A 13,422-nucleotide genomic window follows, 5' to 3' on the forward strand; every position below is an offset into this window, starting at 1 on the left:
GCTTTATCTTAAAATAAGTTCATGCCTATAAAGATGAATCACCGGTTATTTCGCTCAAGTAAGCCCTTGCTCTTTGTGCATACTCCACCGGATCGGCAATAGAGGGGTCCTGCTCCGCTTCAATAATCATCCAGCCTTCATATCCGCGTGCCTTGAGCTCGTTGAAGATAGGTTTGAAGTCAATGCAGCCGTCTCCCGGGACGGTGAAAATACCTTTGCGCACGGCTTCTCTGAACCGGATGCCCTCTTGACGCTTCCAGTCCAGCACCTCCGGACGAATATCCTTCAGGTGGATATAGCGGATACGGTCGTAGTAGGTTTGCAAAATATACAGCGGATCGCTTCCTCCAAAATAAGCGTGCCCCGTATCATATAGCATGTGAACGAGTTCTGGATCGGTGGAATCCATTAACCGCGCGATTTCTTCACCGCTCTCGACTACCGTCTCCCCATGGTAATGATAGACCAGCTGCATGCCGTTGTCCCTGCAGTAGCGGCCGGCTTCATTCAATCCGTCGACCATATGCTTCCATTGCTCATCAGTTAAAGGTTCGATTCGTACCGAATTGTTCTCCAGATCCTCGAAGGCATTGCCCGTCTCACAGGTTACCACGTAGCGGCAGCCCATCGCTTTTAAAAAGTCAGCGTGCTCGCGAAACGCTTGAAGCTCTTCCTCCCTGCGTTCCAGCTGGCTAAAATGGACGGATTTCCACTGCGAGGTCAGGACCATTCCATTGCGATCCAACAGCTCCTTCAGCTCTTCCGTGTCTCGAGGGAACTTGCGGCAGAACTCCGTTCCCTCAAAGCCCAGCCGGGACATATCTCCAAGCACCTGCTCTGCGGTGTAATGATCGCCAAGCTCCATAATATCTTCGTTGACCCAATTGATGGCCGAGATGCCATAGTTCACTTTCATGGACAGACTCCTCTCTCCTATATGCAACTTGTGACGGCCTACCATTTGGGTGCCGTGCTTAATTTAGCTTGAAGCTCCTTGTAGGATTGCTTCACATTATCCATGTCCGAAACCTCTGCGACTCCTACGTGCCACCACGATTCGTAGCCATCTGTGTTCGTTCCAGGAAGCACCTTCATATCGATTAAGGTTGTCACTTGTTCTCCCTTTGCCTTCTCGAGGGCAGTTCTCAGCTCCTCTACTGTATGGACAGAGTAAGCTTTTGCTCCCAAGCTGCGGGCATGTGCTGCAAAATCAATCGGCATGTAATCCCCGGTAAGCTGGCTCGTCGAATTGGAGCGCTCGCGGAATTCGTTGCCGAAGCTGCCGCTGCCATGGCCTCTTTGCAGGTTATGAATGCATTGGAAGCCGTGGTTGTCGAACAGGAGAATCGTTATTTTTCTCCCTTCCTGCAAACTGGTCACAAGCTCCGAGTGAAGCATCAAATAACTGCCGTCCCCAACCAGGGCGTACACTTCTCGATCCGGCTCCGCAAGCTTAATTCCGAAGGCACCGGACACTTCATAGCCCATGCAGGAAAATCCGTACTCCATGTGATACGTCTTCGGCTGCGTCGTTCTCCAGACACGATGCAGGTCACCGGGTAGGCTTCCCGCTGCACAGACGATGACATCCTGCTCGTCAATGAAGCCGTTGATTTCGCCGAGAACACGGGTCTGTGCCAAACCGTCTGGACGTTCCAAACTGTATAAACGGTCTACCTCGACATCCCACTGCCGCTTCAGCTCCCCCAATTCCTCCGAGGTGTAGCTGGACGAATAACCATGGACCTTCAATTCTCTTGCAATGGCTTGAAGCGCATCCCGCGCATCAGCCGTGACATAAGTGCCGTCCAACTTGTACGCATCCAAGGAGCTGACATTCAAGTTCAGAAACTCGACGCCCTCTTGGGAAAATGCTGTCTTGGAAGCGGTAGAAAAATCGGACATTCTTGTTCCTACGCCAATGACAAGATCCGCCTGTGCCGCTAACCAGTTCGCGCCGAGCGTTCCCGTGACGCCTACACCGCCAAAGCTGAGCGGATGCTGCCAAGAGATGGCGCTTTTGCCTGCCTGTGTCTCTGTGACCGGAATGTTGAACGCTTCCGCGAACTGCCTAAGCTCCTCGACAGCCAGCGAATAATGTACTCCGCCGCCGACTACGAGCAGCGGACGCTTCTTGCTTCGAATCAGCTGAGCTGCCCGGGCAACGGCACTTGCTGCTGCGGGTTTTCTGTCGATATGATGCACGCGCTTAGCTAGAAACTGTTCCGGATAGTCGTATGCTTCACACTGCACGTCCTGCGGCAGGCACAATGTCACGGCTCCCGTCTCTGCCGGGTCGGTGAGAACACGCATTGCGTTGATAGCTGCCGTCATCAGCTGCTCTGGACGGTTGATGCGATCCCAATATTTGCTGACCGGCTTGAAGGCATCATTCGCAGTCGCCGTATAATCCAGCGGATATTCAATCTGCTGAAGCACGGGATCGGGCTGTCTGCTGGCAAAAACATCGCCAGGCAAGAGCAGCAGAGGTATCCGGTTAACCGTGGCCACTCCGGCCGCCGTAACCATATTCAATGCGCCCGGACCTATTGACGAGGTGCAGGCGAACATTTCCAGCCGATTCTTCTGCTTCGCATAAGCGATTGCAGCGTGCGCCATCCCTTGCTCATTTTTCCCTTGAATGAAGAGCATCTCTTCCTTGTACTGCTCCAGCGCCTGACCGAGCCCCGTTACATTACCATGACCGAATATGCCCATCACGCCTTTGAAGCATTTGTGCTCGACGCCATCAATCTCGATATACTGATTGTTCAAAAAACGAAGCAACGCCTGTGCCATCGTCAATGTTACCGTTTTCATAAATCGCTCCTCCACCTTTTTGATTTAAGCGCTTCACCTAAAACAATATATTGCTTAATCGATCTAAAAATACATTTATAGCGGTAAACTTCTCAGCTTGTGGTTAAGCGCTTTCCCTTAATTCAAATTTACTCCATCCCTCCGTTGTTGTCAATGAGTAAATAGATACTTTCTCAAGACTCCTTAAAACGGATCACCTGGAGGCAGAACTCATTCGGCTTCATGCATACGGGAATCTGGGTAAGGAGATTCTAACACTAAGGTGGATAATGATTCCATAAGGGGTTATTCTTAAAGAAAAGAGTCGAAAGCTTGCAGGAGGTGACCCCGCTTGTTCGAATTTCAAGACGTTTATAATTTGCTGACGCTTCTCAATTATCTCTTTGCCTTAGCCATCATCTTTTTTGAGCGCCGCAATGTGGTGGCCACTTGGGCTTGGCTGATGGTCCTCCTCTTCCTCCCTGGGGTCGGATTTATCATTTATCTGCTGGTTGGTAAAACGTTGAATGGCCGCCGGATAAAGGCGATGAGAGATGAGACTAGAGAGGATTTCAACGCGGTATCGCGCCTGCAGACAGAGCAAATTGAGCTCGGAGTGATGCACTATGTTGACCCAGCCATGGAGGCTTACCGCGATATGATGCATATGAACCTGATGAGCGGCCGTTATTCCGTACTGACCCAAGATAATCAGGTTGAAATTTTCACGGATGGCCGAAGCAAGTTCACCTCATTGTTTACGGCAATTCGAGAGGCAGAACTATATATTCATTTGCAGTATTACATTGTGCGAGCGGATGCGTTAGGACAGGAGTTGATCCGTCTTCTGACGCAAAAAGCTCAGGAGGGCGTCGAGGTTAGGCTGTTGTACGACGATGTCGGAAGCTATGGGCTGCAAAAGCATTTCCTGAAACCGCTGCTCGATGCGGGCGGAGAGGCAGCAGCATTTTTTCCGTCAAGGATTCGTTATTTGAACCTGAGGCTAAACTACCGTAACCATCGCAAAGTATGTGTTATCGACGGCAAATGGGGCTATATCGGAGGCTTCAATGTAGGGGATGAGTACTTGGGTCTAGACCCGAAGCTCGGCTCCTGGAGGGATACCCATTTGAAGCTTGCGGGCAGCGTCGTCAAAGTGCTGCAGGCTCATTTTATGATGGATTGGAACCGAACCTCCGCGCCTCCAATCAGCTATGAAGCTAAATATTTTTCCGAGGATATGCACCCGCAAGGCGTGGGTATGCAGATCGTGTCTAGCGGTCCTCACTCGCATCGGCAGCAGATCAAAAATGCCTATATTAAAATGATTCATTCCGCCAAACGCAGCGTCTTTATTCAATCGCCTTATTTTGTACCCGATGAGAGTCTGTTGAATGCGCTGAAAATGGCCGCTTTATCCGGTATCGACGTCAAAGTCATGATCCCGGACCGTCCGGATCATTTTTTCGTCTTCTGGGCATCCCGTTCTTACCTGGGAGAGTTATTGGATAGCGGGGTGCGTTGTTATTTGTACGAAGAAGGCTTTCTTCATGCCAAAACGCTTGTGATTGATGGCAAGGTCGCTTCAGTAGGTACAGCCAATATCGATATTCGCAGCTTCAAGCTGAACTTTGAAATTAACGCCTTTATTTACGATACGAAGACAGCGGGTAAGCTTGAAAATCTCTTTACAGCGGATCTGAACCATTCTCATGAGCTGACACTAGCTTCCTACAAACGGAGATCTTATCTAAGTCAATTCAAAGAGTCGATCGCCAGACTGCTGTCCCCTCTACTGTAACAGATACAGACTGGTACCAGGGCAGCCGCTAGTGATCCTTTTGGCAAGAACAAAAAAAACAGCGGACGCTTAAGCGCCGCTGCGGGTAAACCCTTCTTCCAGAAGGTATTCTTCGGCTTCCTCGTAGGTTTCGAAGGCCGACTCCAGATTTTGTCTATCATATAGATACCACAGCTCATCTTCGTAGAAGAGCCGCAGCTTATGGTTGTCAGGACCGGTCCACAGCTCCTCACGGCTTGCTGCTGACGAAGTTGAAGACGACTTCGCAGTCTGCGTCGGATCAGGTGCGAGCGAGCGGATGGAGGCTTCAAGCAAGCTGCGAAGCTCCTCTTCCGTGAGATCTCGGATATTGACGAGCCCTTTCTCGTCGGTCGAATATCCCTTCAAATGTCCGGCGTAGACGAAGCCGTTGCCGTTTTTGTGCAGGTGATAAACGACATTTTTGCGGTCAAAGCCGCTGTCCTCATATTGAAAATTGACCCGGCCCAAGGAGACGTCCTTGCGCTGCAGCTCCGGGAATGATTCTATAACAGCCAGTTTTTGTTCAAAAGTGAGCATTTCATGTCCTCCGCGGTCCATTGGTGTTTTGTTGATTATAGCACAGGATTGTACGAAGACCAATGAAAGAACGCAGAGTTCCCTTTCCCCCTTCAGCTACTGGTGCTTGCTATGAATCTCAGCCGTAACTATTTCTACAAACTGCGCAATACCCATTGCGCCCAGATCTCCCTCTCCGCGACGGCGGACAGCTGCTTGACCGGCATTCTTTTCACTCTCGCCCAATACCAGCATATAAGGTACTTTTTCCAGCTGCGCTTCCCGTATTTTATAACCAAGCTTCTCGCTGCGGATGTCGACTTCCACACGAATGCCTGCATCCTCCAGCTGCTTCTTCACGTGAAGGGCGTAGTCAATGTAGTTGTCTGACACCGGCAATAGCTTTGCTTGAACCGGAGCGAGCCATACTGGGAAAGCTCCGCTGAAGTGCTCTGTCAAAATACCGATGAAGCGATCGATCGAACCGTAAATCGCACGGTGAATGACCACCGGCCTATGCTTCTGATTGTCTTCTCCGATGTAATTCAAATCGAATTTCTCCGGCATTTGAAAGTCTAGCTGAATCGTGCCACACTGCCAGCTCCGACCAAGCGCATCAAGAATGTGGAAGTCGATTTTGGGTCCGTAAAATGCCCCGTCTCCTTCGTTCAACCGGTATTCGATGCCGCGGTGCTCGAGTACATTTTGCAAGGACATTTCCGCCTGCTGCCAAAGCTCTTCCGAACCCATCGAATCCTCCGGACGAGTAGACAGCTCGATCTTGTATTCAAAGCCGAATACTTGGTACATCTGATCGATCAGCGCAATAACGCGGCCGATCTCCTCTTCGATCTGGTCCGGTCGCACGAAGATGTGCGCATCATCCTGGCAAAATGTCCGTACCCGCATCATCCCGTTCAAAGCGCCTGAGAACTCATGACGATGCACCTGCCCGAATTCGGAAATTCGGATCGGCAGCTCCCGATAGGAGTGTAGGCTGTTTTTGAAAATCAGCATATGTCCGGGGCAATTCATCGGCTTCAGCGCAAACTTCGTATCATCCACTTCCGTAAAGTACATGTTCTCGTGGTAATGATCCCAGTGACCGGACTGCTCCCACATCCTCTGGTTCATCATGAACGGTGTGCGGACTTCATCATAGTCCTGCTTCAGCTGAAGCTCTCTGGAATAATTCTCAAGCTGTGTGCGGATTGCCATCCCTTTGGGCAGATAGAACGGCATTCCCGGCGCTTCCTCGGAAAACATGAACAGTCCGAGCTCTTTGCCAAGCTTTCGGTGATCCCGCTTCTTGGCTTCCTCCAGCAGGTGGAGATGATTCTCCAGATCCGCTTTTTTAGGAAAAGCTGTCCCATAAATACGCTGCAGCATCTTGTTTTTGGAATCTCCGCGCCAATAGGCTCCTGCCACATTTTGAAGCTTGAACGCTTTGATCCGCCCTGTGGAAGGCAAATGAGGTCCGCGGCACAAATCGAAAAATTCGCCTTGGTCATAGATCGAGATGACTGCATTCTCAGGCAGATCACGGATAAGCTCCAACTTAAGCGGATCATTGAGCTTCTCGAACGTTTGAATCGCTTCCTGACGGCTTACTTCCCTGCGGACAATCGGCAAATTCTCCTGTGCGATCTTCTCCATTTCTTTCTCAATCGCGGCAAGATCGTCAGTAGACAGCGGCTTCTCGATATCAATATCGTAGTAAAAGCCATCTGCAATAACCGGCCCGATGCCAAGCTTCACCGTCTGCTGTCCGTAGATGCGTTTGATCGCTTGTGCCATCAAATGCGCTGTGCTGTGGCGATATACCTCCAACCCTTCTTGACTGTCGAGCGTCACGATTTCTACCAGACCGTCCTCCTGGAGCGGCCGGTTCAAATCGACAAGCTTGCCGTTCAGCTTGCCCGCTACGGCATTTTTCCTCAAGCCCGGGCTAATGGACTCAGCCACTTGCTCCATCGTGGTCCCCCGTTCAACCTCCTTGACTGCTCCATTCGGCAAAGTGACTTTAATCTCATTAATACCCATGGTGACGCCTCCATTCGTTTTGGTTTTGATTTATATGAACGCAAAAAAACGCTACTCTCCCAAGGGACGAGTGCGTTCAGCTCGTGGTTCCACCCTGATTCGAACCTACACCAGTAAGCTAAGCAGCGGGCAAGCTGGCTCAACATACAATGCAAGTTCCTCAAGCATCCGGTAACGCGGATGAGACGGTGCTATCTACTGTCGCAACTTTAACAGTTGCAGGTTCGACATCACGGCTGCAAAGGGGTAATTTACGCTTCCGGCCTCTGAAGGAGCTCTCACCTAACCTCCTCTCTCTGACAGTCCTTGAAGGAAATCATGTCTTTGGTCATTGCCTGAATATGTTATTGGTTCATCATTATAATCATCGTCTCACGAAAGGTCAAGGGGCCTTTAGAAAAATGTGTCCACGCGGAATCATAGAAACGCGAGTGTCATTGGCTTTGGAAAGCCTGTACACTTTAACCCCATGCTGTCCCGCGGCTTAGAACACACAAATAATTAATTCCCTGGAAGCACCGCTGTAGAGCCGCGAACGACCAGCTCAGGCATTAGGACAACCCGCTGCTTCATGGATTTTTCACCTTTAATCTCCTGCACGAGCAGATCCATCGCTTGACGCCCGATTTCCTGAATCGGCTGCGCAACCGTTGTCAGAGGAGGATCGATAATCGTTGCCAGAATCGTGTTGTCGAAGCCAACGACAGACAACTGCTGCGGAAGCTGCAGACCTCGCTCGCGTGCAGCTTGAATGGCCCCGATGGCAAGCAAATCATTGCATGCGAACACAGCGGTTGGCGGTTCCTCCAAATCGAGCAGTCGGCTCATCGCTTCCTTCCCTCCGCTAACGGTAAAATCTCCGGAGGTCACAAGGCGCTCATCCACCTCAATCCCTGCTGCAGTCATCGCCTGCTTGCAGCCGCGAATCCTCTCCCGGTTACTCATTGTATGTACATCCTCCGCCAGAATGGCGATTCTCCGATGTCCCTGCTCGACCAAGTGGCTTCCCGCCTGATAGCCACCAAGAAAATCGTCCACCATAACCGTATCCACGGCTAATGTCGGCATTTCCCCGGTAATAAGTGCTATGGGCACATTTTGCTGAATCAGCTTTTTTAGAAACATATCTTTTTCCGTTCGAGTGGCGACGATAACGCCATCTACCCTTTTTTGCGTTAACAGCGAGAAATATTTGATTTCACGGTCAGGATCATTATCTGTGCTGCAAATAAACACATTGAAGCCGTATTCGTGCCCCCGATCCTCTACTGCGCGTGCGATTTCAGCGAAAAACGGGTTCGCCAAATCCGGTAAAGTCAGCCCTACGGTAAAGGTGCTTTTACCTGTCAAAGCAGAAGCGACCATGCTCGGCTGGTATTTTAGCGCTTCCATAATGCTCGTTACATGCTTTCTCGTTTTGTCACTGATGCGGCCCGTACCGTTTATCACCTTGGATACTGTGGCGATAGATACCCCGGCGGCCTCGGCCACATCATAAATAGTCGGTTTCATCCCCTGCTCCTCTCTAACTTTGTCTGCGTTTTATTGTTTATCATACGATATCGACCTATGACATGTAAACTCGAAGGAATAGCGCTTACCCTTTTTAAATACAGAAGCCATCCTGGCATGTTCAGGATGGCTTCTTCTGTATATCAATTATTATTGCTTGCCCAAGGATTGAACGGCCGTTAAGAATGCTTCCCGGTACTTCTTCTCATCTTCCATTGCCTCTTGAAGTATGGGTAGAAGCAGATTCATTTCTGCCCTTAAGCCATCATTACTGTTCGCCAAGTTCAGCAAGTACGTATACATGAGCAACAAACTAGAGTAGTTATTGGAATAAGATAAAGTTATCGCTTGTCCTCCAGCCCCGCCGGTCCCGCCGATTGCGCTCGCATTCGCTTGCGGTAAAGATGAATCGGCCGTTGTTGCTGTGTTGTTATTCATATCGTCAGTCATTGATTTCAGCTCGCTTTCCTTATGAGTTTAGTCATCATCATCGTCATTATCTATTTTGACTTTAGCTTCTACATCTCCGCCTTCGCCGCCAGTGCCTCCAACTCCGCCGTCTCCAGCGACGGTACTGTTCGATTGAGTAATACCCGCCGATATCTCGGCAGAGGCACTTCCGCCATTACCCCCATCGCCAGCAACTGCAACAGCAAGAACACCACTTATTGCACTCGCACTGCCGCCGGCACCGCCACTACCGCCGGTTGCACTGGCTGTGGAATCCGCAATGCTTACGCTAGCACTATTTGACGAGGTGGTAAAAGCATTGCTGCCGCCGTCACCGCCGGTACCGCCATTGCCTCCGTTTCCTCCAGGACCGTTAGCTGTGTTGTCAATGTCGATCTTTTTTTCTTTTTCCTTGGAATGTCCCATTATGAGCACCTCCTGGGCTAACTGTTTTGAGTATCATCCGTTTTTTTAAGCTTATCGGTTAATTCTAATTTATTGATATTTACAATTGTTTTTCCATTTAGTGTAATTTGTAGCTTTTCATTATTATTAGTGACATCGATGGAATTGCCACCAGGTACTGTTTTCAATTGGTCGAGCAATACACCGAGTGAGGTTTCATCTAATCCTGTAAAGGAGACTGCATTTTGACCGTCATTACCTACAGTAGCATTAGTTCCGTTCTTACCTGGCTGCCCATCAGCCCCATTTTTTGCTTTTGTTGATTTTCCCATTCTGATTACCACCTCCTGTTTGTACATTTTATTCGTACTGTACTATATGGTTATAGTTTTCTATCATGTAATCTAGTGGAATGTGCGAATACACGGGAGATTGGAAGAAAAGTGAGGATAAGTGGGGAACCAACATGACCTCAGGTGAAATATAAGTCCACCTATATTGCACTAACTAAAATTTTAAGTTGAATGCTAAAAAAGAGCAGGCGCCTCGCCTGCTCTTTTTTTGAACTAACCTACGTCAATATTCTGTTGATTTTGGTTGTCCGGAATGACAAATGATACTGTTGTTCCTTCGTTAGGCTTACTGATAATAGACAAGCCTTGACCGTACAATTGTATTAATCGTCGATTCGTATTGGAAAGTCCTATGCCGCCTGTTCCCTTTATGATTGGACTCAACAGCTGAATAACCTGTTCTTGTTCCATCCCCTTGCCATTATCTTTCACTTCAATAAGCGTGAAGCTATCCTGTCGAGTAATCCGAAGATGAACCGTACCGCCTTTACTCTGACTCAAGAGGCCATGCTTGAGGGCATTTTCAATTAGTGGTTGTATTGAAAGCGGAGGGAGAAGTAAGTTTGTCTCGGGTTCAACATCCCATACGATAGACAGTCTTTCCCCAAAGCGCTCTTTCTCAACATATAAATAGGCTTTAACGAGCTCCAACTCATGGGAAAGCTTGACCAATTCCCCCGTATTGAGGAAATTAAAGCTGATCCGTAAATAGGACGTAAAGGCTTCGCCCAGCTGACGCATCTTTTCCGTATCGATATCACTTAACGACATGATTGAATTGAGTGTGTTAAAAAGGAAATGAGGATGAATTTGTGCCTGCAAATAGGCAGCCTCCATGCGCAAACGTTCGTTTATAGATTGCTTGAGCGTGATCAAAGCCCTAATTCGGTATTTTAGTTCCAGAGCGTCTACAGGCTTGGTAATGTAATCGTTGGCTCCCGACAAGAATCCGGTGTAGATATCAGCAGGCTGACTGCGCGCAGTCAGCAGTAAAACCGGAAGTTCCGATACGGAGTAATGCTCCCTTACTCTCTGCGTCAACTCGTAGCCGGACATCTGCGGCATCATGACATCGGCAATCAGCAGATCCCATTGTTGTGTACCGAGCAAATCCATCACCTCTCGAGCTGAATTAGCTGTTGTGATGTTATATGGCTCCGTCGAAAGGATTCCAACAAGCACGTTCAGGTTAACGGGGTCGTCATCAACTGCAAGAATATTCATCCTCACCTCATCCAAAAGCGGCGGGATCAGTACGGAGACTGCCAATTCATCGATTGCGGTGTCTGGAAACAATAATTCAGCGGGCCTATCCTCAGTTCCGTCCGTTACTATGTGTGAATGAAGAGGATGTTGTAACAATGGGATACTCGACCTGCTCGCTAACGGCAGATCAAAACTGAATACAGAGCCCTTACCCAGTTCAGAGCGAACTGTCAATGTACCACCGTGCAATTCGACTAACTGCTTGCTAATGCTTAAACCAAGTCCAATTCCTCGTCCATCACTAATTCCATAAGATCCTTGTTCGTAAGGAAGAAATACTCTCGCCTGAGTCTCCTCATTCATGCCGACCCCAGTGTCGGAAACATGGATAACGGCATGTCTTCCCAGAATTTCGGCGGAGACAGAGATCGTCCCTTCTTCTGTGTATTTGAGCGCGTTATGAACCAGGTTATACAAAATTTGCACGAGTCTTTTCTCATCGGCCATAACCAGTGGCATCGATTCTGCGATATCCATATGCAATTGAATAGGCTTGCCTTCTATCATAAATTTTAACATAGTGATTACACCGGGAACGATCGATTGAATCTGCAAGGGCTCTTGCTGCAGCACAATGCGGTGTTCTTGGAGCCGTGCGACATCGAGAAGATCACCGAGCATATGAGACATCCGGCGGCTTATGGTTATAAGCAGTTCCATATCCTTAAGACTTCTCTCACCCATCTTCTCTTTCTCTTTGGTTACAACGGTCTGAGCGATATTCATAATCCCATGCAAGGGTGTTCTTAGTTCGTGCGATGTATTGGCAAGAAATTGGTCTTTGAGCTTGTCGGCTTTTTTTAACTGTTCGTACAGCGCTGCTTTTTCTCTGGAATTATGGAAGTACTTCTTAAACCAGTAGGCAGAAAAGCCAATAATAGCTGCAATGATATCTATTGGATAGTAAACGACAGTATAAGAGCTCCATAAGCTCCAGACAAAACTAGACATAATGCCTGCTGCGGATAACAGCAAGAAGACGCCGTCCTTGTCGGGTTGCTTCCTGAAGACCATTGTTCCGGTTATATAAATAAACCAGACAAAGGGTACTAAATAGAAAAAAGAAAATATCCCTAGTGCAGATGTTCCATTCACCCATGGAGCACTAGCAGCCAGCAGAAATGCTGAATAAGAAATGAGCGCCGCGGTGAATGCTCTCAACCCTATGCTTTTCGGACGAGTCGAAGAGAAGCTTCTGAAAAGAAGTAGAATAAAAAAGGAATGCCATATCAGGGCAATCAGTCTGATCTTCAGACCCCATGTATAGTTGATCGGCAACCATAGCAAGAGCAGGTTATCATGGCCGGCCCCAATCGAAACTCCAACAGTCAATGTTAAGGCACAGACAATGAGCAAAATCCGTACATGAGGATTAAACCAGTAGAGGATACAAGCATATAAACAGTGAAGCATAAGAACAACAAATATAACCAGTTGAAACCCGATGGAATACCACCGCAAGTAGTCGATTGCTGCCTGAGTACCAAAGCGAATGGAATGCAGGATACCGCCGTTGTAAGGGTCGTCGAAGTTGGCTACTCGAATAAGCAATTCGATCTCTGTTGCACCCACCATAGTGTAGGAGCCAGTATAAGAGATATTCTTGGGCGTGTACTCCTTAGCATTTGTGGCAGGTTTTCCGAAATCGTTCTCAACTTGCCCATTTATTTCCACACCGGATGAAGCTTGTATTCCTCGAAACCAAAATGCAACAGGCTGCTTCAATGGATCGACTAGAATGCGTAGACGATACGTTCCGTACCCATAAGCGGAGTCCGATCCATTAGACAGCACGCTGCTCCAGTCTCCCGGAACCTGAATATTGCGGAATTGGTCCTCAGCTGACTGTACATCCTGATGAGAAACTAACTTTGCAGGATAAAACTGCCACTGACCATCCAAAGAGACCATAGAAGAATAATCCAGATCCCGACCGCGCAGGTCAAGTACACCATTAACAATAGGAGGGTGCTTTTCAATATGAAAAATCTCGAGCCAAGCCCAGCGCAGACCCTGGAGAACGCCAAGAAATAATATTATTATGACTATATATTTAAGGGCACTTTTATTTTTTATTCGCATCATACCAGATGAGATTCGACATTAACTGCATTTATTCCTTTATTAATGGATCCCCATGTTTATATTCTCAATGTGCATGCAAGGCTACTTTTCTGTTTGGAGGCAGGATAGTTTAATTATAGCTATCCATTACTACGAATTGAAAAACCTTACTATGATATGATTTAGTGGAAA

Annotated in this window: 10 protein-coding genes; 1 reads left to right on the top strand and 9 read right to left on the bottom strand. The window is 48.3% G+C overall.

The annotated features are described in order from the left end of the window. Positions 1-25 precede the first annotated feature (25 nt). Positions 26-916 (bottom strand): myo-inosose-2 dehydratase, encoded by an 891-nt coding sequence (gene iolE, locus BP97_RS0123165; RefSeq protein WP_036746402.1) that lies wholly within the window; start codon positions 914-916, stop codon positions 26-28. Between the two features lie 38 nt (positions 917-954). After that, positions 955-2,820 (bottom strand): 3D-(3,5/4)-trihydroxycyclohexane-1,2-dione acylhydrolase (decyclizing), encoded by a 1,866-nt coding sequence (gene iolD / locus BP97_RS0123170; protein WP_028551259.1) that lies wholly within the window; start codon positions 2,818-2,820, stop codon positions 955-957. A 331-nt stretch (positions 2,821-3,151) separates the two neighbouring features. Here iolD and cls point away from each other — a divergent pair, with 331 nt between their 5' ends. Beyond that, positions 3,152-4,600, top strand: coding sequence for a cardiolipin synthase (gene cls, locus BP97_RS0123175; protein ID WP_028551260.1), 1,449 nt, complete (start codon positions 3,152-3,154; stop codon positions 4,598-4,600). Between the two features lie 69 nt (positions 4,601-4,669). On the opposite strand, the gene BP97_RS0123180 is transcribed toward cls, so the two are convergent. The 7 genes from BP97_RS0123180 to BP97_RS0123210 all read right to left on the bottom strand — a co-directional run bounded on the left by BP97_RS0123180 (position 4,670) and on the right by BP97_RS0123210 (position 13,077). After that, complete coding sequence (locus BP97_RS0123180) at positions 4,670-5,158, bottom strand: hypothetical protein (protein ID WP_028551261.1); 489 nt, start codon at positions 5,156-5,158, stop codon at positions 4,670-4,672. Positions 5,159-5,254: 96 nt separating this feature from the next. Continuing rightward, a complete protein-coding gene (gene thrS / locus BP97_RS0123185) occupies positions 5,255-7,180 on the bottom strand; it encodes a threonine--tRNA ligase (protein ID WP_028551262.1) in 1,926 nt (641 codons plus the stop codon). Positions 7,181-7,681: 501 nt separating this feature from the next. Next, positions 7,682-8,692, bottom strand: a complete 1,011-nt coding sequence (locus BP97_RS0123190; RefSeq protein WP_028551263.1) for a LacI family DNA-binding transcriptional regulator — start codon at positions 8,690-8,692, stop codon at positions 7,682-7,684. 150 nt (positions 8,693-8,842) lie between these two features. Further along, positions 8,843-9,142: a hypothetical protein gene (locus BP97_RS37180; protein ID WP_051620899.1), complete on the bottom strand. Its 300-nt coding sequence runs from the start codon at positions 9,140-9,142 to the stop codon at positions 8,843-8,845. Between the two features lie 27 nt (positions 9,143-9,169). Beyond that, on the bottom strand, positions 9,170-9,568 hold the full coding sequence (locus BP97_RS0123200; protein ID WP_028551264.1) for a hypothetical protein: 399 nt from the start codon (positions 9,566-9,568) through the stop codon (positions 9,170-9,172). Positions 9,569-9,585: 17 nt separating this feature from the next. Then, the gene (locus BP97_RS0123205; RefSeq protein ID WP_028551265.1) at positions 9,586-9,879 is read right to left on the bottom strand and encodes a hypothetical protein; all 294 of its coding nucleotides are present in this window, start codon (positions 9,877-9,879) and stop codon (positions 9,586-9,588) included. A 234-nt stretch (positions 9,880-10,113) separates the two neighbouring features. After that, positions 10,114-13,077 (bottom strand): hybrid sensor histidine kinase/response regulator, encoded by a 2,964-nt coding sequence (locus BP97_RS0123210; protein ID WP_442952385.1) that lies wholly within the window; start codon positions 13,075-13,077, stop codon positions 10,114-10,116. Between the last annotated feature and the right edge of the window lie 345 nt (positions 13,078-13,422).

The organism is Paenibacillus sp. UNC451MF (genome assembly GCF_000686845.1).
Taxonomy (GTDB): domain Bacteria; phylum Bacillota; class Bacilli; order Paenibacillales; family NBRC-103111; genus Paenibacillus_S.